A 21,283-nucleotide genomic window follows, 5' to 3' on the forward strand; every position below is an offset into this window, starting at 1 on the left:
CCAGCTGCTGGCTGACCATCGTTGGACGAGATACGTCCGCTGATGGCCGAGGTAGTGTTCTGTGCGAACGATGGTGCCGCCGCCAGTGCAATAGACAGGCTCAACGCGATTTGCGTCAGCCGAAGTCGTTTGTGATTGATCATCTTTAACCCCAGAAAAGACTATTATTTTTTGAAAATCCTGGATTGCCTCACCGCCCGGCTGCGCCGCACAGCAACACAAACACAACATTTCCTCTTTACGATGCTGCAACTGTTACGCCGGCTGGACTGGCTGCTGGTCCTGACAAGACCGTACACAAACGCCTTCCACACACACCACAGCCATCCCTATTCAAGCAAAAACGACGGGATCCGGGATCCCTGGCCGTACAACTCAGGGCGCTAGCACCTGTGTCATACACCCGACATGCTGAGCCGGCCAACATGGCAAGCCGCGAGTGTAATTGTTAAATATTTCAAGACTGTGACACGGCGGCAAGATGGAGAAAAATGTCGTCATTTAGCAGCATGACTGTTTGTTTCACTCTGCATCTCACCTTTATTTACTGCAAATACCCATCTACATACGATATCTGTCACATTAATTGTGACTTTTTAATATCACCCTCATCTCACTATGCATCATCAAAAAATGGATGACAAATACGTTTTTTTTTACATATTTATATATTTAAAATATAAATAGCATGAGCTAAGTAGCAGGATTGATATCGTGATGACAGTGTCCGGGCTTATGGCGCGAGATTATAAATGAGCAATATGTGCTTGAAATTGATTCATCCAGGAAATTGGACAAAGTCGTGCATCTGTCGTCAATTGTGTCGCATAGCCGCCACAAAGTTAACGGAAACACATCAATATGAATTTGGCAGGAGAAAGGAAAACGGCCGGAGAATCCGGCCGCTGTGACAGTGTCGGTTTCGACAACGATACGACTTACGGTTTGCTTGCCTTGCCGGCCTGATCGGCCGCGGCAATTTGTGCTTCGAAGCGGGTGAAACGGGCGTCGAGTGCTTTCAGCAAACGTTGTTTATCCGCCTCGGCCAGGAAGGAATAGCGCAGGCTGTTATATGACAGCTTTTTAATTTCCGCATAGTCGGTCTTGTACTGGCTGGCAAACAAGACGTATTCATTCGACAAGGTGTTGCGCGACACGCCAGCATCGTCGGTCGAGATGACGAATGGCACGCCATACTTGCGGTACAGGGTAATCGGATGGGCCTGGCCCTTGATGCCGAGGATGTAGTCATTGCTGGTCAGATTCACTTCCACAGGGATACCCCGCTCGCGCATCTTTTGCATGGTCGCCAGCGCCTTGTTTTCATAGGCGATATCCATGCCATGGCCGATGCGGTCGGCGCCGGCCACATCGACGGCTTCGGCGATATGGAAAGCCATGCCTTCCGGCGGCACCATGCCCAGCGCCAGCTCACCGGCATGCAAGGCGATCTTCACGTTTGGATACTTCGCCTTGAGGAACTTGAACATTTCCATGTGCAGGCTGTAATCGCGCATGGAAACGTTCACGCTTTCCTGGCCCACGATATTCACGCCCACCACCAGGGGATTCTGGCTCGCTGCCTTGAAGGCGGCCACCATCGAGGAAAACACTTGCGACGGCGACAGGAAGCGCAGCACATACGCCTGGTAGCGCATGGTAAAGCTGGCGTCGTCGATGCCGGCGCTGCTGCTGTTCACATTGGCGTTGTAGTCGGTGATGCTTTTCTGGAAGGCCGCATCCTGCTCGAGGGTCTGCGTCCAGCTGGCCAGCAGCGCCTGCAGCGCGGCCGGCGGCAAGCCCTGGGTCAGCACCTGCTGGTCGAACTGCGTGTTTTGCACGAATGGCGACAGCTCGAAAATCGTTTCGATATAGCTCAGGTTTTCGGCGATGGCGCGCTGCTTCAGGGTTTTCAGGCCATCGGCCGTATTCGTGGAGGCCACGGGGCCGAAGTAGCCGAAGGTATCAAAGAAGGTGCGGTCGGGCGGCGTCTGGATGGCGCCGTGGTTATAGAAATCCTTGGTCGACCAGCGCTGCAGCAACTCCGCATACAGGCCCGCATCGGCGAACACTTCCGTCGATGACAGGCATCCACGCTGCGCGGCCGGCTTGGCGCGCTCGGCCGCCACGACATCCTTGTTGCTTTCGATGCGGTAGGTCGTCTTGTTGACGCAATAGTTTTCCTTGTCGACCCAGTCGAGGAACTGCTCGGCGTAGATGGCGCCCGAGTAATGGTGATGCAGGTCGCCGCCCTTGGGCATCATCGAAAAGAACAGGCTCAGTTCGGCGGTCTTCGGCTGCGCCCCCGCAAGCAGGGCGGCAAAATGGCGCGCGGTGGCCGCTTCGTTGGCAGACGGCGTGGCCGCTGCCTTGGCGGCATGCGCCGTACCGGTCAATGCCAGCGCGGCGCCAAGCGCCAGGCCAGTGAGTTTCTTGTGCATACGCGTTCTCGCTCAGGGTGATTCGTGTTGAACAACGGGTAGGTCAGCCTTGCCCCCGCACATGCACGCACTGTCCGCCCGAATACGTGGCGGCCACGGCACGGTCGTCACCGAGCAGCGCAAACGCAAACAGCAATTCCTCGAGGCTTTGACAAGCAGCCGTGCGGCGCGCCAGCAGCGGCGTCGATTGCTTGTCGAGCACGATGAAGTCCGCTTCCGTGCCAGCCGTGAAATTGCCCAGGGTGCCTTCCAGTTGCATGGCCCGCGCGGCGCCCAGGGTCGCCAGGTAAAACATGCGCAAGGCGGGCAGGTAGCTGCCTTTCAAGCGTGCTACTTTATAGGCTTCGTTCATGGTTTGCAACATCGAGAACGAGGTACCGCCCCCCACGTCGGTAGCCAGCGACAGCGGCACGCGCGCCGCATCGGCCCGCTCAAAATCAAACAGGCCGCTGCCCAGGAACAGGTTTGAGGTAGGACAAATCGCGGCCGCCGAGGATGTTTCCGCCATGCGCGCGCGGTCGCGTTCATCGAGCCAGACGCAGTGGCCGAACATGGCGCGCGGGCGCAGCATGCCGTACTGGTCATAGACATCGAGGTAGCTGCGCGCCTGCGGATGCAATTCGCGCACCCAGCGGCACTCGTCCTCGTTCTCCGACACATGCGTCTGCAGATAGGTATCCGGATAGGCGCGCGCCAGTTCGCCCGCCAGGTGCATCTGTTCATTGGTCGAGGTGGGCACGAAACGGGGCGTGATCGCATACAGCGAGCGGCCATGCTTGTGCCAGCGCCGGATCAGTTCCTCGCTCTCGCGCGCACCGGACTCTGCCGTATCGCGCAGGAATGCGGGACAGTTGCGGTCCATCATGACCTTGCCCGCCACCATGCGCAAGCCGCGCGCCTCGCTGGCGCCAAAGAAGGCGTCCACCGATTGCGGATGCACGCTGCCATATACCATGGCCGTGGTGGTGCCGCAGCGCAGTAGTTCATCGAGGAAAAACTCGGCCACATTGCGCGCGTGCACAGGGTCCTCAAACGCGCGCTCGGTGGGAAACGTGTACGTCTCGAGCCACGGCAGCAAGCCCGGGGCGGGTGAGGCGATCATTTCCGTCTGCGGGAAATGCAGGTGGGTATCGATAAAGCCGGGCACGATCAGCTTGCCCTGGTAGTCGACGATATGCGTGCCAGGAGGCAAAGTCGCCTGCAGTGACACATAATCGCCGGCCGCCACGACCTTGCCATCGACCACGATCAGCAAACCGTCCGCGTGCCAGGCATGCGCCTCTTCATGGAAGGCGGGATCGGCGTGAAAGTGCAGCAAGCTGGCACGGTAAGCTTGCAATGTGGCAGGGACAATCGGCATGACTTCTTTCTATAACGGGTGATTGGCGGCGCGTTTCTTGCGGCGCGGTGGCGTACTGGCAGTGACCAGCCGCAGCGGTGCGGCCAGGGCCGCCGCGGCGGCTTCCTCCCACACCATGAGTAATTGACAGGCAACGGAGGCGGCGATCACGGCTGGCGCCTTGTTGCGGATGCCAGGCATGCCGATTGGACACACCATGGCGGCGATACGTTCGTCCGGCACGCCACGGGCCTGCAGGCGGTGTTCGAACTGCTTGCGCTTGGTCTGCGAACCGATCAAGCCGAACCAGCCCGCATCGTCGCGCGCCATGATGGCTTCCGTCAAGCGTTGATCGAGCGCATGGCTATGCGTCATGACAAGGAAACTGCCACCGGGCGGTGCCATCGCGACGAATTCTTCGGGCGTGTCGGTAGCGGCGATGCGCACATTATCGGGCATGTATGCGGGAAACATGTCTTCGCGTTCATCGACCCAGGTGATATTACAGGGCAAATCGGCCAGCGCGCGCACGATGGCGGCTCCCACGTGGCCGGCGCCGAACAGCGTCAGATGGGCACGCGGCGCCAGGCACGGGTCGACCAGCCAGCGCCGCCCGCTGCCATCCTGCGCCACATGGGTGCCCCGTTCACGCGCAAATGTGCTGGGCGCCTGCTCGCCTGTGCCGGCGATCAACCGCCCCATCGCATCGAACAGCGCCGAGGCGGGTGCACCGTCGAGTGCCGTCAAACGCCAGCTGTCCTGCTGGCGGCGTTCGCGCAAGGCGGACAACACCGCCCCCAGGCTGGCATCGACGGCTTCGAAGACAAGGTAGACGACGCCGCCGCAGCATTGGCCGAGGCTGGGGCCCAGCGCAAAACGCTCGAGCCGCGCATGGGTCTCGCCCGTGACCAGCATGGTCTTGGCGATTTCGACGGCGCGCAGCTCCAGGTGGCCGCCACCGATGGTATCGATCTGGCCGCGCGTGGTGACGCGCATCTTCGCTCCCGCCTCGCGCGGTCCGGAACCTTCCACCAGGGCGACCGTCACCAGCACGGATGCCTGCGCGTCATTGTCCATCGCTGTCAGCCAGTCGCTCATCGTCTGCTCCTATGCGGCGGTGCCGGCCGCTTGCACGGCCATGATCGCCTTGAGGATTTCCTCGCTGGTGGCCGGCGCATTGAGCGGCGGCTGCACGGCGTGATTGCCCACGCTGGAAATGGCGTCGCGGATGGCAAAGAAAACGGAAAACGGCAGCAGCAACGGCGGCTCGCCCACGGCTTTCGAGCGGTGTATGCTGTCTTCCACATTGCGGTTCAGGAACAGCTTGACGCGAAAATCTTCCGGGCAATCGGAAATGCCGGGAATTTTATACGTCGATGGCGCGTGCGTCATCAGCTTGCCTGCGCCATTCCACCACAGCTGCTCGGTCGTCAGCCAGCCCATGCCCTGGATAAACGCACCTTCCACTTGACCCAGATCAATCGCGGGGTTGAGCGACTGGCCTGCATCGTACAAGGCATCCGCGCGCAACAATTTCCATTCGCCCGTCAAGGTATCGACCACCACTTCGGCCACGGCCGCGCCATACGCGTAATACGAAAACGGATGGCCCGTCATCGTCTTCGCATCCCACGACAGACCGGGCGTGGCATAGAAACCGTCCGACCACAGTTGTACCCTGGCCAGATAGGCCTTCTGCACCAGTTCGGCAAACGCGACGACGTGGCCGTTGACGTGAATATGGTTATCGAAGAAACGCACGGCAGCAAGCGCGCCGCCGTACAGTTTGACCGCGTAGTCGGCCAGGCGTTCGCGGATCTGGCGCGCGGCATCCTGCGCCGCCTTGCCATTCAGGTCGGCACCGGTGGACGCCGCCGTGGCCGACGTATTCGCCACCTTGCTGGTATCGGTGGCCGTGGCGCGCACCCGTCCCAGGTCCAGGCCCAGCTCGTGCGCCACCACCTGCATGACCTTGGTATTGATGCCTTGCCCCATTTCCGTGCCGCCATGGTTGACCAGTACGGAGCCATCCACGTACACGTGCACGAGGGCGCCAGCCTGGTTCAGGTGCGTGACGTTGAAGGCGATGCCGAATTTCAATGGCGTGAATGCCAGGCCCTTCTTCAAGACAGGGCTGGCTTCGTTGAAGGCGTCGATGGCGCGGCGGCGCGCGCGGTAGTCGCTGCTCTGTTCCAGTTCGGCGACGAGTTCGTGGATCACGTTATCGACGATGACCTGGCCATATGGCGTGACGTTGCGCCCTTCCCCATCGTTGCGGCCATAGAAATTGAGCAGGCGGATATCGAGCGCATCGCGCCGCAGGTGGCGGGCAATTTCATCGATGACATACTCGATGGCAATGGCGCCCTGCGGTCCGCCGAAACCCCGGAAGGCCGTGTTCGACTGCGTATTCGTCTTGCCGCAGGCGGCGCGGATATCCACGTCGGACAAATAATAGGTATTGTCGAAATGGCAGACGGCGCGCGTGGCGACGGGACCGGACAGGTCGGCCGAATAGCCGGCACGCGTGGTCATGTCGACCTTGGCGGCCAGAATCCGCCCCGCGTCGTCGTAGCCCACTTCATATTCATAATAAAAACAGTGGCGCTTGCCCGTCACCAGCATGTCGTCGTCACGGTCGGCGCGCAGCTTGACGGGGCGTTTCAGTTTCGATGCAGCAATAGCCGAGGCGGCCGCCCACAGGGCCGACTGCGATTCCTTGCCGCCAAAGCCGCCGCCCATGCGCCGGCATTCGACCGTGATGTTATGCGAATGCACGCCCAGCGCATGCGCCACGACGTGCTGCATTTCGCTGGGGTGCTGGGTCGAGCACAGTACGAGCATGCCTTGCGCTTCCTTCGGAATCGCGTAGGAAATCTGGCCTTCCAGGTAAAACTGTTCCTGGCCGCCCACATACAGCTGGCCCTTGACCACATGCGGCGCACGTTCGAAGGCCGCTTGATAGTCGCCGCGCGCCAGGTGCATGGGCGGCAGCACGTACGATTGTGCCGCCTTGGCCGCCTGTGGCGTCATGATCGCAGGCAACTCCTCATACGTCACTTGCGCCAGGCGGGCGGCGCGGCGTGCGTGATCATGCGTATCGGCCACCACGATGAAAATGGGCTGGCCCACGTATTGCACCAGATCAAACGCCAGGATGGGATCGTCGTGAATGATGGGGCCGCAATCGTTGGTGCCGGGAATGTCCTGCGCCGTGTAAACGGCAACGACGCCGGCGGCAGCGCGCACGGCGGACAAGTCCATGGCCGTGATGCGCGCGTGCGGCTTTTGCGACAAGCCCAAGGCCGCGTGCAAGGTACTGTGCAGTTCAGCAATATCGTCCGTGTAGGTAGCTTGCCCCAGCACATGCAATTGCGCTGATTCATGGGGACTGGGCTTGCCCACAGCGCTCCAGGCGGCCGCTTGCAGTTCGGGCGTGGCAGGATGGTTCATATTCGTCCTTTCAAGCGCGGCAAGCGTAGGCATTGAGGGACGACCGCGGCAACGGCGCGCCGCAGCGTGTTTCCAGCCAGAAGCGGCGCAGCAGGTTTTGCGCCGTCATCATGCGGTAACTGTTGGACGCGCGCATGTCCGACAGCGGCGCATAATCATCGGCCAGCAAGCGCATGGCAATGCTCAGGTTTTCTTCCGTCCACGCCTGGCCCCGCAAAAACGTTTCCGTTTGCGCAGCGCGCTGCGGCGTGGCCGCCATGCCGCCAAAGGCGATGCGCGCATCAACGATGCGTTCGCCATCGAGCTGGAAGGCAAACGCGGCGCACACGGCTGAAATATCCTGGTCAAAGCGCTTGGCCAGTTTATATGTGCGGAAATGCACGTCGGCACGCGGCAAGGGGACGCGCACGGCTTCGACGAATTCATCCGGCCGCAAGTCTTTCTTCTGATAGCCCAAATAGAACTTTTCCAGCGGCATGATGCGCTGGCCCGCCGGGCCGCGCAGCACGACGTCGCTGCCCAGAGCGATCAGCCATGGCATCGAGTCGCCGATGGGCGAGCCATTCGCGACATTGCCGCCCAGGGTACCGGCGTTGCGAATCGGCAAGGAAGCAAAGCGCTGCCACAATTCCGACAGTTCCTCGGGGTAGTGTTGGCACAGCGCCCCGTAGGCATCGTTCAGGCTGGCGCCGGCGCCAATCTCCAGCTTGCCATCGGCAATGGCAATGGTTTTCAAGGCCGCCACGTTGCCCAGATAAATAATGTCGCCCAGGTCGCGCAGTTGCTTGGTCACCCAGAGTCCCACGTCGGTGGAGCCGGCCAGCAGGCACGCTTGCGGATGCGCCGCACGCAGCGCCACCAGTTCTTCAAGGGTATGCGGGGCATGGAATTGCTGGCCGCCATGTTCATACGTGAGCAAGCTGTCGCGCTGCAGCGCCTGCAGCTGCATGCCCAGGGCATCGCGGTCGAAGGCCACATGCGGCAATTCGCCCATGCGTTTTGCCGCCTCGATGATGGGCCGGTAGCCCGTGCAGCGGCACAGGTTGCCGGACAGGGTATCGTCGATTTCGCAGCGCGTGGGTGGCGCGCCATTCTTGTCCAGGTACATGCCCCACAGCGACATGACGAAGCCGGGCGTGCAAAAGCCGCATTGGGAACCGTGGCACTCGACCATCGCCTGCTGTACCGGATGCAGGGCGCCATCGGGCTGCTGCAAGTCTTCCACGGAAAACAGGGCCTTGCCATCGAGCGTAGGCGTCAGCTGGATGCAGGCATTCACGGCCTTCATCTCCACCTTGCCATCAACCAGGCTGCCGATGACCACCGTGCAGGCGCCGCAATCGCCTTCCGCACAGCCTTCCTTGGTGCCCGTGCAATGCAGGTCCTCGCGCAGGTGCTGCAACACAGTCTGCGTGGGGGCGGCGTTGCGTACTTCCTGTACGGCGCCACGGTAGTAAAAGCGAATCGGTTCTGACATGCTGGCCTCGGTATAGTCCTGTCTAGAAGATTAACACCGGCATACACGACAACTATACGCAAAAACTGATTTTACTTATCATCCCACATCAATAAAGATCATGCCTTGAACGGGTGCGTCGCATGCCAGTGTTCGGCGATATCGATACGGCGCGTGATCCACACCTGCTCATGGCGCTGCACGTAGTCGAGAAAGCGCGCCAGCGCCGCCGCGCGGCCAGGCCGGCCTACCAGGCGGCAATGCAAGCCCACGGACAGCATCTTCGGCTGATTCAATCCGTTCGGATCGCCTTCCGCATACAGCACATCGAATGCATCCTTCAAATAGTCAAAAAACTGCGTGCCCGAATTAAAACCCTGCATGGCGGCAAAACGCATGTCGTTCGTGTCCAGGGTATAGGGCACGATCAGCTGCGCTTGCGCGGCTGCGGCGCCTGTGGCATCCGTGTACGCCACCTTTTCCCAGAATGGCAGGTCGTCGCCATAATAATCGGCGTCATAGCGAAAACCGCCATGCTCCACCACCAGTTTGCGCGTATTTGGCGAATCGCGCCCGGTGTACCAGCCTTGTGGGGCGGAACCGGTCAATTCGCGGATGATCTGCACGGCTTCGCGCATATGCGCACGCTCCGTCGCCTCATCCATGTTTTGATAGGAAATCCAGCGCAAGCCATGGCAAGCGATTTCATGCCCCAATTCCTGGAACGCGGCTACCGCTTCCGGGTTGCGCTTCAAGGCCATCGAGACGCCAAATACGGTCAGCGGCAGGCGCCGCTCCTCGAACATGCGCAGCAGGCGCCACAGCCCGGCGCGCGAGCCGTATTCATAAATGGATTCCATGCTCAGGTGGCGTGCAGGAAAAGCCGCCGCGCCGATCATTTCGGACAAAAACGTCTCCGAGGCGGGATCGCCATGCAGCACGCTGTTTTCCGCCCCCTCTTCGTAATTGAGGACAAATTGCAGCGCGATACGCGCCTTGCCCGGCCATTGCGGATGGGGCGGCGTACGGCCATAACCGATCAAGTCGCGTGGATAATGTTCGTAAGTACTCATGCGGTGGCACGCCTATAGGAGGACAATGTGGGCTATATGCCCAATCATATAGCCCGGCGCAGTCACCGGTATATGATTTGCACGATAAGCACATTCACTCACTCTATATACAGGATAGCAAATGGGAAAACTCAGCACGCATGTACTCGATATCGCCCACGGCAAGCCGGGAGCCGGCGTCAAGGTGGCCCTGTTTTCAGTCGCGCCGGAAGGAAAAGTATTGCTGAAGATGGATATGACCAACAGCGATGGCCGCTGCAGTTCGCCACTGCTGGAAGGCGACAGCATGAAGGCGGGTCAGTATGAGCTGGTGTTCAATGCAGGCGACTATTTCGCCGCCCAGGGTGTCGATCTCCCCTCACCCCGCTTCATCGACCTGGTGACCCTGGCCTTCGGCATTGCGCATACCGACGAAAATTATCATGTGCCACTGGTGGTGTCGCCGTGGTCGTATTCCACGTATCGAGGAAGTTGAGCGACCTTCAGCGACAAAGGCACCGCGTAGCGCTGCCTTTTTTTATGCCTGCCATTCGACTGCCTCAAACAAAACCAGCAGACGAAAAAAAACCCCACCATTGCTGGCGGGGTTTTTCTCTACTGCGTATAACAAGCCTGACGATAACCTACTTTCACACTGGTTGCAGCACTATCATCGGCGCAAAGTTGTTTCACGGTCCTGTTCGGGATGGGAAGGGGTGGGACCAACTTGCTATGGTCATCAGGCATAACTTGTAGGACAGCCTGTCCCCAATGGGGCGACAGGTGTCGAAATCTGGAAGAAGCGGATTATGTATTGAGGTATTACTGGGTAATGAGTGGTATCAACAACTCACAACGTTACTTTCTCATCCTCTGTACCTGCTAAGGTTATAGGGACAAGCCGTACGGGCAATTAGTACTGGTTAGCTTAATGCATTACTGCACTTCCACACCCAGCCTATCAACGTCCTGGTCTCGAACGACCCTTCAAAGAGCTCAAGGCTCTGGGAAATCTCATCTCAAGGCAAGTTTCCCGCTTAGATGCTTTCAGCGGTTATCTCTTCCGAACTTAGCTACCCGGCAATGCCACTGGCGTGACAACCGGTACACCAGAGGTTCGTCCACTCCGGTCCTCTCGTACTAGGAGCAGCCCCCTTCAAATTTCCAACGCCCACGGCAGATAGGGACCAAACTGTCTCACGACGTTTTAAACCCAGCTCACGTACCACTTTAAATGGCGAACAGCCATACCCTTGGGACCGGCTACAGCCCCAGGATGTGATGAGCCGACATCGAGGTGCCAAACTCCCCCGTCGATATGAACTCTTGGGAGGAATCAGCCTGTTATCCCCAGAGTACCTTTTATCCGTTGAGCGATGGCCCTTCCATACAGAACCACCGGATCACTATGTCCTACTTTCGTACCTGCTCGACTTGTCAGTCTCGCAGTTAAGCACGCTTATGCCATTGCACTATCAACACGATGTCCGACCGTATCTAGCGTACCTTCGAACTCCTCCGTTACACTTTAGGAGGAGACCGCCCCAGTCAAACTGCCTACCATGCACTGTCCCCGATCCGGATAACGGACCAAGGTTAGAACCTCAAACAAACCAGGGTGGTATTTCAAGGTTGGCTCCACGAGAACTAGCGTCCCCGCTTCAAAGCCTCCCACCTATCCTACACAGATTGGTTCAAAGTCCAATGCAAAGCTACAGTAAAGGTTCATGGGGTCTTTCCGTCTAGCCGCGGGTAGATTGCATCATCACAAACATTTCAACTTCGCTGAGTCTCGGGAGGAGACAGTGTGGCCATCGTTACGCCATTCGTGCAGGTCGGAACTTACCCGACAAGGAATTTCGCTACCTTAGGACCGTTATAGTTACGGCCGCCGTTTACTGGGACTTCAATCAAGAGCTTGCACCCCATCATTTAATCTTCCAGCACCGGGCAGGCGTCACACCCTATACGTCCACTTTCGTGTTTGCAGAGTGCTGTGTTTTTATTAAACAGTCGCAGCCACCAGTTTATTGCAACCCTTTCACCCTCATGGAGTAAACCAATCAAGCTACCGGGGCGTACCTTTTCCCGAAGTTACGGTACCAATTTGCCGAGTTCCTTCTCCCGAGTTCTCTCAAGCGCCTTAGAATACTCATCTCGCCCACCTGTGTCGGTTTGCGGTACGGTCTCGTATGACTGAAGCTTAGAGGCTTTTCTTGGAACCACTTCCGATTGCTTCGTGAACAAGTTCACTCGTCCCATCCCCTTGAATTCCGCGCCCGGATTTGCCTAAGCGCCTTCTATGAGACAGAAACTGACTATTCCAACAGTCAGACAACCTTCCGCGATCCGTCCCCCCATCGCATCATACGACGGTGCAGGAATATTAACCTGCTTCCCATCAGCTACGCATCTCTGCCTCGCCTTAGGGGCCGACTCACCCTGCTCCGATGAACGTTGAACAGGAAACCTTGGGCTTACGGCGTGGAGGCTTTTCACCCCCATTATCGCTACTCATGTCAGCATTCGCACTTCTGATACCTCCAGCATCCTTTACAAGACACCTTCGCAGGCTTACAGAACGCTCTCCTACCATATCCAATAAAGGATATCCGCAGCTTCGGTGACTGGCTTAGCCCCGTTACATCTTCCGCGCAGGACGACTCGATCAGTGAGCTATTACGCTTTCTTTAAATGATGGCTGCTTCTAAGCCAACATCCTGACTGTTTTAGCCTTCCCACTTCGTTTTCCACTTAGCCAATCTTTGGGACCTTAGCTGGCGGTCTGGGTTGTTTCCCTCTTGACGCCGGACGTTAGCACCCGACGTCTGTCTCCCAAGCTCGCACTCATCGGTATTCGGAGTTTGCAATGGTTTGGTAAGTCGCAATGACCCCCTAGCCATAACAGTGCTCTACCCCCGATGGTGATACTTGAGGCACTACCTAAATAGTTTTCGGAGAGAACCAGCTATTTCCAAGTTTGTTTAGCCTTTCACCCCTACCCACAGCTCATCCCCTAATTTTTCAACATTAGTGGGTTCGGACCTCCAGGGCGTGTTACCGCACCTTCATCCTGGCCATGAGTAGATCACTTGGTTTCGGGTCTACACCCAGCGACTGATCGCCCTATTCGGACTCGATTTCTCTACGGCTTCCCTATTCGGTTAACCTTGCCACTGAATGTAAGTCGCTGACCCATTATACAAAAGGTACGCAGTCACGGAACAAGTCCGCTCCTACTGTTTGTATGCACACGGTTTCAGGATCTATTTCACTCCCCTTCCGGGGTTCTTTTCGCCTTTCCCTCACGGTACTGGTTCACTATCGGTCGATTACGAGTATTTAGCCTTGGAGGATGGTCCCCCCATATTCAGACAGGATGTCACGTGTCCCGCCCTACTTGTCGTACGCTTAGTACCACCGGTCCGATTTCACATACGGGGCTATCACCCGCTATGGCTCCTATTTCCAGAGGATTCTGTTATCGGTCCGACTATCACGTACAGGCTCTTCCCATTTCGCTCGCCGCTACTTTGGGAATCTCGGTTGATTTCTTTTCCTGCAGCTACTTAGATGTTTCAGTTCGCCGCGTTCGCCTTGCATACCTATGTATTCAGTATGCAATACCCTAAAAGGGTGGGTTGCCCCATTCGGAAATCTGCGGATCAAAGTGTGTTTGCTCACTCCCCGCAGCTTATCGCAAGCTACTACGTCCTTCATCGCCTGTAATCGCCAAGGCATCCACCATGTGCACTTATTCGCTTGTCCCTATAACGTTAGCCTCTGATTACCTAAATAATCAAAGAGCGCTACAGGGATAAGAAAGTACAACGTTGTTGCTTGTTTGTTGATACATACAATCATTACCCATCGATTTGCTTTTTACGGCAAACCGATCAATAAATAATCTTTACTTCTTCCAGATTGTTAAAGAACGAAACAGCTTTGATCGCTAAAAGATCAAACCTAAATCCTGGTGTTGTGATCAACACTGATTTACGTTTGCGCTTTTGGTAAAACGTGGTGGAGGATGACGGGATCGAACCGACGACCCCCTGCTTGCAAAGCAGGTGCTCTCCCAGCTGAGCTAATCCCCCTGAGATTTACTACTTAACTGGTAGGGCTGGTTGGACTCGAACCAACGACCCCCGCGTTATCAACACGGTGCTCTAACCAGCTGAGCTACAGCCCCAACGCGGTGCTACTACGACTACTGTTTCTTCTCTTACTAACAGCCGATAAGTGTGAACATTTGATGCGTGAATCATTACTGATTCGTGCAAACTCTAGAAAGGAGGTGATCCAGCCGCACCTTCCGATACGGCTACCTTGTTACGACTTCACCCCAGTCACGAATCCTACCGTGGTAAGCGCCCTCCTTGCGGTTAAGCTACCTACTTCTGGTAAAACCCGCTCCCATGGTGTGACGGGCGGTGTGTACAAGACCCGGGAACGTATTCACCGCGACATGCTGATCCGCGATTACTAGCGATTCCAACTTCATGCAGTCGAGTTGCAGACTACAATCCGGACTACGATACACTTTCTGCGATTAGCTCCCCCTCGCGGGTTGGCGGCGCTCTGTATGTACCATTGTATGACGTGTGAAGCCCTACCCATAAGGGCCATGAGGACTTGACGTCATCCCCACCTTCCTCCGGTTTGTCACCGGCAGTCTCATTAGAGTGCCCTTTCGTAGCAACTAATGACAAGGGTTGCGCTCGTTGCGGGACTTAACCCAACATCTCACGACACGAGCTGACGACAGCCATGCAGCACCTGTGTACTGGTTCTCTTTCGAGCACTCCCCAATCTCTCGGGGATTCCAGCCATGTCAAGGGTAGGTAAGGTTTTTCGCGTTGCATCGAATTAATCCACATCATCCACCGCTTGTGCGGGTCCCCGTCAATTCCTTTGAGTTTTAATCTTGCGACCGTACTCCCCAGGCGGTCTACTTCACGCGTTAGCTGCGTTACCAAGTCAATTAAGACCCGACAACTAGTAGACATCGTTTAGGGCGTGGACTACCAGGGTATCTAATCCTGTTTGCTCCCCACGCTTTCGTGCATGAGCGTCAATCTTGACCCAGGGGGCTGCCTTCGCCATCGGTGTTCCTCCACATATCTACGCATTTCACTGCTACACGTGGAATTCTACCCCCCTCTGCCAGATTCTAGCCTTGCAGTCTCCAATGCAATTCCCAGGTTGAGCCCGGGGATTTCACATCAGACTTACAAAACCGCCTGCGCACGCTTTACGCCCAGTAATTCCGATTAACGCTTGCACCCTACGTATTACCGCGGCTGCTGGCACGTAGTTAGCCGGTGCTTATTCTTCAGGTACCGTCATTAGCAAAGGATATTAGCCTTCACCGTTTCTTCCCTGACAAAAGAGCTTTACAACCCGAAGGCCTTCTTCACTCACGCGGCATTGCTGGATCAGGCTTTCGCCCATTGTCCAAAATTCCCCACTGCTGCCTCCCGTAGGAGTCTGGACCGTGTCTCAGTTCCAGTGTGGCTGGTCGTCCTCTCAGACCAGCTACTGATCGATGCCTTGGTAGGCTTTTACCCTACCAACTAGCTAATCAGATATCGGCCGCTCCACGAGCATGAGGTCTTGCGATCCCCCACTTTCATCCTTAGATCGTATGCGGTATTAGCGTAACTTTCGCTACGTTATCCCCCACTCTAGGGTACGTTCCGATATATTACTCACCCGTTCGCCACTCGCCACCAGAGCAAGCTCCGTGCTGCCGTTCGACTTGCATGTGTAAGGCATGCCGCCAGCGTTCAATCTGAGCCAGGATCAAACTCTTCAGTTTAATCTCTGTTACTTTGCCCTTTTACAGGCACCGTTATTTCTAACGGGTCGCTCACTCAAAAAACTGACAGGCTACTTCCGAAGAAGTATCCTATTTCATTATTTCTTGTGAACATTTGATATTTTAAGTTTGACGCTGCTTACGCAGCGCTGCACTTACATCAAATGCCCACACTTATCGACTGTTAATTGTTAAAGAACTGTATTCGGTTACTGCTTTCGCGCTATCGACAAAGCGTTGTGTTTGTCAGCTGCGAAGAAGGAAGAGTATGAAGCAATTTGCTACGTCCGTCAACTCCTTCTTTTCTACCCTGCTTCACTCGGCATTTGCATGCGTCGTTCAGCGAGGGGGCGAATTATAGCCAAGCCCTGCACGTCCCGCAAGGGCTATTTTGCAGCCATGTGAAGCTGGCACTGTGCTTGCTTATATAGCCACAGGCATCGGCAAGCGATGGAAGCAACTCTGAGCCTGGCAGCAACACTGGGGATAGCCCGGCTCGCTTTGCTTTGCTCCCATCTGTGACAGGTGCTACATTATGGAACACTCTCGATTCAAAAGAGCGCCGCGGTACAGGGCCCAACGGAGGCAACGAGATCATGTATCAACCGTCAGCTACTTACCGTAGCGCACCGTTTTCGTCCATGGCGGACGCGAATATACCAGCCACAGGACAAGACAACGTTCCCGTCATCATCGAAACGTCCCACCAGCGCTCCGTGGCCTTCGGCCTGTCACCCACGGCCACGCCCGATTTCACGCCGGCCGGCAAATCCGACCTGTCACTGCTGATCGAGCAGAACCGCCTGCTGCACACGCATGCGCTGCCGGCGATGGAAACCCTGTACCAGCAGATCGTCAATACGCACAATATGGTGATCTTGACGGATGCCAACGGCGTCATCGTGCATTCCCTGGGCGACGATGATTTTCTCGAAAAAGCCAACAGGGTTGCCCTGCAACCGGGCGTGGCATGGTCGGAACAAAGCCGCGGCACGAACGCCATCGGCACGGCCATCACGGAAAAAGTACCGACCCTGGTCCATGCGGACCAGCATTACCTGGCCGCCAATCACTTCCTGACCTGCTCCGCCGCTCCCATTACCGACCACCGCGGCAATGTCATCGGCGTGCTGGACGTCTCGAGCGATCAGCGCAGTTTCCACAAGCATACGATGGCCCTCGTGCGCATGTCGGCGCTGATGATCGAGAACCAGCTATTCTCCGCCACGTTCGAGGATGCCATCACCGTGCATTTCCATGCGCGCCCGGAATTCATCGGCACCTTGATGGAAGGCATCGCCTCGTTCACACCTGGTGGACGCTTTCTGTCGGCAAACAAGAATGGCTTGTTCCAGTTGGGTCTCTCCTTTGCAGCATTGCAGTCGCACACCTTCAGCTCCCTGTTCGGCTTGCCCGTCTCCGCCCTGTACGACCATTACCGCACGGCAGCACCAGGCCTGCTAAACCTGTGCATGCACAGCGGCGTGCGCGTCTATGGTCGCGCGCAGCTACGACTGAGCAATAGTGTCTTCCAGCATGGCTTTGCTTCTGGCACCGATCACAGCGATATCAACGCGGTACCGACAGCCATACCCGCGCCGGCCAGCCATGCGGCCAATGCGGCGCGGCGCCTGTCCGGCCTGCGCTACCTGCGCACGGGCGATCCGCAACTGGAACTGGTGATCGAGAAGGTCAATAAGGTGCTGGGGCGCGACATCCCCATCCTCGTGATGGGGGAAACGGGCACCGGCAAGGAATTGCTGGCGCAAGCCATCCATAATGATTCTCCACGCGCCATGGGGCCATTCATCGCCGTCAACTGCGCCTCGATTCCGGAAACCCTGATCGAATCCGAACTGTTCGGCTATGAAGACGGGGCCTTTACTGGCGCGCGCAAGAAAGGGGCCATCGGCAAGATCTTGCAGGCGAATGGCGGCACCCTGTTTCTCGATGAAATCGGCGACATGCCCTTCGGCCTGCAGGCGCGGCTGTTGCGCGTGCTGCAAGAGCGCATGGTCACGCCTCTGGGCAGCAGCAAATCGATCACCGTGAATGTGGAACTGATTTGCGCCACGAATCACAATTTGCGCGAACGCATGGCCAAGGGACTGTTCCGCGAAGACCTGTATTACCGCCTGAATGGCCTGGTGGTCAAGCTGCCGCCGCTGCGCGAGCGCACGGACCTCGACACGGTCGTGAAAAAGATCCTGGCGACGGAAGCGCCCGATACGCGCTACACGGTGGCGCCGGACATCCTGCACATGTTCCACCAGCACAAATGGCCAGGCAACTTCCGCCAGCTGACCAATTTGCTGCGCACGGCCATCGTCATGGCCGGCGACGAGCACGAAATCTGTTTGCGCCACATGCCCGATGATTTCCTCGACGATATTGAAATGACGCAAGCCAGTGCCACCAGCGCCAGCACCGACCGCATGATCGCCGCCGGCGCCAACCTGGAGGAAATGGAGCAAAGCGTGATCCTCAAATCGCTCGATGCCCACGGCGGCAATGTCTCGGCTACGGCACGGGCCCTGGGCGTGTCGCGCAATACGATCTATCGCAAGGTACCGCATCTGAAATAACCTAAAGTAGACGGGGAAAGCCGGGCGACATCTTGCGCCGGCCCTGCTTGTCGATGGTCATCAAGTCGACGCCGTCCATTTGCGCAGTCATCGCATGCGCGCGTGCGGCGCCCGTCACCATGAATGTGGTCGACAAGCCGTCGGCCAGCAAGCCCGTAGGCGCCACCACGGTCACGCTGGCCAATTCCAGCGGCGAATCGCCGCTCGATGGGTCGAAGATATGATGATGCGCAAAGTCTGGCGTAAACGTGCACTCATAGTCTCCGGAGGTGGCCACGCTGCGCCCTTCCACTTTTAACGTGGCCGTGAGAATTTCACTGTCGCGCGGATCCCGGATGCCCAGGGTCCAGGGTTGACGCACGGCACGCTGCCCCCGCGCGATGAACTCGCCCGTGTCGAGCAGCGCATGCCGCACGCCCCGTGCCCGCACGGCGGCCAGCGCCATGTCCGCCGCGTAACCTTGCGCCAGACCATTCAAGGTCAGCGCCATGCCAGGCTGAAGAAAACGCACTTCGCGCCTATTCCACGCCAGTTGCCGCCACCCTACCCGCGCCTGCACCGCGCGCCGTTGCGCATCGAGCGGCAAGCTTGCCTCGCCGGCCGCAGCCCGAAACAGCTGCCATAACGGTTGCACCGTGACATCAAATGCACCATCGCTCCATTGCGACAACGCTTGCGCCTGTGCCAGCACGGCCAGCAGGTGCGGATCGGGGCGAGACAGCCGCCCATCGCGATTGAGCTGGAAGACTTGGCTCGCTGGACTGTAAATGCTCATCAGGCGGTCGATATTCCTCGCCGCATGCAAGGCGTCTTCGATGGCCAGCTCGGCCTGGCGCTGCTCGCGGTGCAGGACGGTGACGGCGATGGTCGTGCCAAACGCCAACGCCGCACCACGATACAGGCGCACACCGGAGGCGCTGGCCGTGCCACGCGCCATGCTGCCAGGCAGACACAAGCCCGCCATGCCTGCCACGCTGCCGATGGCGGCGGACATGAATGTTCTACGCTGCATTACTGCTCTCCTCTGCCGTGGCCCGGGCAATCGGGATGGTGCGGGCACGCTTGATCTCCAACATCAAGGGCGCGCATTTTTCATCGCTGGCATGAATCACCACGCAATCCATGCATTGAAAACACTCGCCATAATCGACTTTCCCGTTCGGCGCAATGGCCTGATACTCGCAACGGTGGCGGCAAGTCTGGCACGGCGTGCCGCATTCCTTGCGGCGGGGAATCCAGTCGAGCAGGCGCAAGCGTCCCAGCAGGGCCAGCGCCGCGCCAAACGGACACAGGTAGCGGCAAAAGAATTTGTAGGAAACACTGCTGAGCAGCAGCAAGCCCACGGCATACGCGACAAACGGCCAGGCGCGCGCGAAATTCAAGGTGATGGCCGTCTTGAACGGTTCCAGCTCCACCAGCTGGTCCGTGACCTGGCCGGCAAAAAAGCTGCTGCCAAGAATCGCCAGCAGCAATCCATACTTGATCCATTTCAAACGCCCGTCCAGGCGCGGCTTGACCTTCCACTGTGGCAGACGCAGCCACTGGCCCAGCTTGCCCGTGAATTCCTGCAGGGCGCCAAACGGGCACAGCCAACCGCAAAACGTGCCGCGCCCCCATAGCAGCAGACTGAGCAACACGAAAATCCACAAAATCACCGTCATCGGATCAAACAGGAAAAAACCCAGGCTGCGTCCCGCCATCGTTGCCTGGATGACACCCGTGAGATTGACGATCGACAACTGTCCCTGCGCGTAGTACCCGATGAAACCGATGGTAAATAGCAGGAACAGGCGGCGGAACCACACGAACTGCCGTCCATCGCGCACCAGGCGTTTCTGGCTGGCCAGTGCGCCGGCCAGCAGCACCAGCCCGGCCAGCAGCAAGATCAGTTCCATCCTGCGCCCCTTCCACGTGCCGCGCCACGTGGCATCGTCGCCTTGCGGCGCCGTATAAAACGCGGCCGGCAAACGGTAGCTGAAGTCGACGTTGCGCGCGATGCGTTCGGGATACACGATGCCCTTGCTGCGCGTGATGGGCAAGGTAAACGCCAGCGGGCTGGCCGCGTCGAGTCCCGCCTGGCTGATGATACGCAACACGGCGACATTCTCCGTCGGCAACAGCGATGCATCCGCCAACTGTAATTCCAGGTCCAGGTCGCGCATGTCGATCGGCAAACCATCCTGTTTCAGCAACAGCCGCTCCGGCACGGTGCCGCGCACGAAATCGTCGCCCAGCACGCTGTAGCGGCCACGCGACATGACGAGGATGGCGTGATCGCCGTCGTCGAGCCGGTTGCGCAGCTTGTTCCAGCTGCGCTCCGTCAACAGATTACGCCCCACGGTGGGGACGGAAACATACGCCAGGTACAGGTCGATGAACACGCCATCCGGGTCGCGCGCAGCCTCGGCATCGAGTCCCGCGCCGGCACTGCCTGCAAACAGGGTTTCCACGTCCTTGTTGCTCAGGCGCACATGCTGGATCAAACCCTGGCCTAGCATCTGCGCGACATCAAGCTTCTGCTGCACCTCCAGGCGGATGCGGGCGATCTGGTCCGGATCGCGGCCTTGCGCGAAGCCGAGTTTTTTGCGCGACACTTTCAAGGCCGACGCCAGCACGCTCTGGTTGATGATGCGCACGGAGGCCGTGGCCTTCGACACGCCATCGATATCGGCGTGGGTGGCGTCTGGCGCGCGCTTGCTCTTCGCACCGATGGCGATATTCTGCTTCAGCGACAAACCCTGGTATTGCTTGACGAACTGAAACAGCGGCGCTTCACCTAGGCCATCGAGAAACACGGGTTCATGCTGCGACAGGACGGCAACATCGAGAAACCCGCCTTGTGGATTGATAGCGATCAACAAATTGACGGGAACACCGGAAAAGCCGGGAATGGGCGCCAGGTCCACCGACTCAAAGACATAGCCGACCAGCTCCGTGGCCGTGGCGTTTTGCTTGAACAGGGGCCAGACGGGCAAGTCTGTTTCCTTGTCGCCCACCACGAGCGGCGCGGGAAAGCGCCGCACCAGCTCGGCCTTGGCGAGCACGCCCGCCCACGCCTGTCCCAGGATAAACAGGAATAGCCAGCATCCGATAAACAACCGCATCATCCGCATGTACCGTGCTCCGCGCGGCGCCC

The 21,283-nt window shown here is 58.0% G+C and carries 10 protein-coding genes, 2 tRNA genes and 3 rRNA genes; 2 read left to right on the forward strand and 13 right to left on the reverse strand.

Features of this window, described 5'->3' with window-relative positions; all coding sequences use genetic code 11:
• Positions 1–938 precede the first annotated feature (938 nt).
• From YQ44_RS22145 to puuE, 6 genes are all read right to left on the reverse strand, one after another.
• On the reverse strand, positions 939–2,441 hold the full coding sequence (locus YQ44_RS22145; RefSeq protein ID WP_071325232.1) for an adenosine deaminase family protein: 1,503 nt from the start codon (positions 2,439–2,441) through the stop codon (positions 939–941).
• Positions 2,442–2,484: 43 nt separating this feature from the next.
• A complete protein-coding gene (gene guaD, locus YQ44_RS22150) occupies positions 2,485–3,801 on the reverse strand; it encodes a guanine deaminase (protein ID WP_071325233.1) in 1,317 nt (438 codons plus the stop codon).
• A 9-nt stretch (positions 3,802–3,810) separates the two neighbouring features.
• A complete protein-coding gene (xdhC, locus tag YQ44_RS22155; protein ID WP_071325234.1) occupies positions 3,811–4,878 on the reverse strand; it encodes a xanthine dehydrogenase accessory protein XdhC in 1,068 nt (355 codons plus the stop codon).
• A 9-nt stretch (positions 4,879–4,887) separates the two neighbouring features.
• Positions 4,888–7,233, reverse strand: a complete 2,346-nt coding sequence (gene xdhB, locus YQ44_RS22160; protein ID WP_071325235.1) for a xanthine dehydrogenase molybdopterin binding subunit — start codon at positions 7,231–7,233, stop codon at positions 4,888–4,890.
• A 10-nt stretch (positions 7,234–7,243) separates the two neighbouring features.
• On the reverse strand, positions 7,244–8,710 hold the full coding sequence (gene xdhA, locus YQ44_RS22165) for a xanthine dehydrogenase small subunit (protein ID WP_071325236.1): 1,467 nt from the start codon (positions 8,708–8,710) through the stop codon (positions 7,244–7,246).
• Positions 8,711–8,808: 98 nt separating this feature from the next.
• Positions 8,809–9,762, reverse strand: coding sequence for an allantoinase PuuE (gene puuE / locus YQ44_RS22170; protein WP_071325237.1), 954 nt, complete (start codon positions 9,760–9,762; stop codon positions 8,809–8,811).
• Positions 9,763–9,883: 121 nt separating this feature from the next.
• Between puuE and uraH the strand changes: the two genes are divergently transcribed.
• Positions 9,884–10,237 (forward strand): hydroxyisourate hydrolase, encoded by a 354-nt coding sequence (gene uraH / locus YQ44_RS22175; RefSeq protein ID WP_071325238.1) that lies wholly within the window; start codon positions 9,884–9,886, stop codon positions 10,235–10,237.
• A 135-nt stretch (positions 10,238–10,372) separates the two neighbouring features.
• On the opposite strand, the gene rrf is transcribed toward uraH, so the two are convergent.
• The 5 genes from rrf to YQ44_RS22200 all read right to left on the reverse strand — a co-directional run bounded on the left by rrf (position 10,373) and on the right by YQ44_RS22200 (position 15,562).
• A 5S ribosomal RNA gene (gene rrf / locus YQ44_RS22180) occupies positions 10,373–10,485 on the reverse strand.
• A 148-nt stretch (positions 10,486–10,633) separates the two neighbouring features.
• A 23S ribosomal RNA gene (locus tag YQ44_RS22185) occupies positions 10,634–13,509 on the reverse strand.
• 253 nt (positions 13,510–13,762) lie between these two features.
• Positions 13,763–13,838 (reverse strand) — tRNA-Ala (locus YQ44_RS22190).
• Between the two features lie 18 nt (positions 13,839–13,856).
• Positions 13,857–13,933: transfer RNA gene (locus YQ44_RS22195), tRNA-Ile, on the reverse strand.
• A gap of 98 nt (positions 13,934–14,031) precedes the next feature.
• Positions 14,032–15,562: ribosomal RNA gene (locus YQ44_RS22200) — 16S ribosomal RNA — on the reverse strand.
• The 16S, 23S and 5S rRNA genes sit together here with 2 tRNA genes alongside, the layout of an rRNA operon.
• 641 nt (positions 15,563–16,203) lie before the next feature.
• Here YQ44_RS22200 and YQ44_RS22205 point away from each other — a divergent pair.
• Positions 16,204–18,147 carry a sigma-54-dependent Fis family transcriptional regulator gene (locus tag YQ44_RS22205; RefSeq protein ID WP_071325239.1) on the forward strand — a complete coding sequence of 648 codons (1,944 nt, stop codon included), beginning with the start codon at positions 16,204–16,206 and terminating at the stop codon, positions 18,145–18,147.
• Position 18,148: 1 nt separating this feature from the next.
• On the opposite strand, the gene YQ44_RS22210 is transcribed toward YQ44_RS22205, so the two are convergent.
• Together YQ44_RS22210 and YQ44_RS22215 are read right to left on the reverse strand one after the other, a co-directional pair.
• Positions 18,149–19,159 (reverse strand): FAD:protein FMN transferase, encoded by a 1,011-nt coding sequence (locus YQ44_RS22210; protein ID WP_071325240.1) that lies wholly within the window; start codon positions 19,157–19,159, stop codon positions 18,149–18,151.
• Positions 19,149–21,254, reverse strand: coding sequence for a 4Fe-4S binding protein (locus YQ44_RS22215; protein WP_232250968.1), 2,106 nt, complete (start codon positions 21,252–21,254; stop codon positions 19,149–19,151). The genes YQ44_RS22210 and YQ44_RS22215 overlap by 11 nt, the downstream gene beginning before the upstream one ends.
• Between the last annotated feature and the right edge of the window lie 29 nt (positions 21,255–21,283).

The organism is Janthinobacterium sp. 1_2014MBL_MicDiv (assembly GCF_001865675.1).
In the GTDB taxonomy this organism is placed as follows: Bacteria; Pseudomonadota; Gammaproteobacteria; order Burkholderiales; family Burkholderiaceae_D; genus Janthinobacterium.

What these genes read in the sequence shown, in the direction of transcription:
- xdhB (WP_071325235.1), bottom strand. Translation starts at nt 7,233, where the DNA reads ATGAACCATCCTGCCACGCCCGAACTGCAAGCGGCCGCCTGGAGCGCT.
- puuE (WP_071325237.1), bottom strand. Translation starts at nt 9,762, where the DNA reads ATGAGTACTTACGAACATTATCCACGCGACTTGATCGGTTATGGCCGT.
- xdhC (WP_071325234.1), bottom strand. Translation starts at nt 4,878, where the DNA reads ATGAGCGACTGGCTGACAGCGATGGACAATGACGCGCAGGCATCCGTG.
- uraH (WP_071325238.1), top strand. Translation starts at nt 9,884, where the DNA reads ATGGGAAAACTCAGCACGCATGTACTCGATATCGCCCACGGCAAGCCG.
- guaD (WP_071325233.1), bottom strand. Translation starts at nt 3,801, where the DNA reads ATGCCGATTGTCCCTGCCACATTGCAAGCTTACCGTGCCAGCTTGCTG.
- YQ44_RS22145 (WP_071325232.1), bottom strand. Translation starts at nt 2,441, where the DNA reads ATGCACAAGAAACTCACTGGCCTGGCGCTTGGCGCCGCGCTGGCATTG.
- YQ44_RS22215 (WP_232250968.1), bottom strand. Translation starts at nt 21,254, where the DNA reads ATGATGCGGTTGTTTATCGGATGCTGGCTATTCCTGTTTATCCTGGGA.
- YQ44_RS22210 (WP_071325240.1), bottom strand. Translation starts at nt 19,159, where the DNA reads ATGCAGCGTAGAACATTCATGTCCGCCGCCATCGGCAGCGTGGCAGGC.
- xdhA (WP_071325236.1), bottom strand. Translation starts at nt 8,710, where the DNA reads ATGTCAGAACCGATTCGCTTTTACTACCGTGGCGCCGTACAGGAAGTA.
- YQ44_RS22205 (WP_071325239.1), top strand. Translation starts at nt 16,204, where the DNA reads ATGGCGGACGCGAATATACCAGCCACAGGACAAGACAACGTTCCCGTC.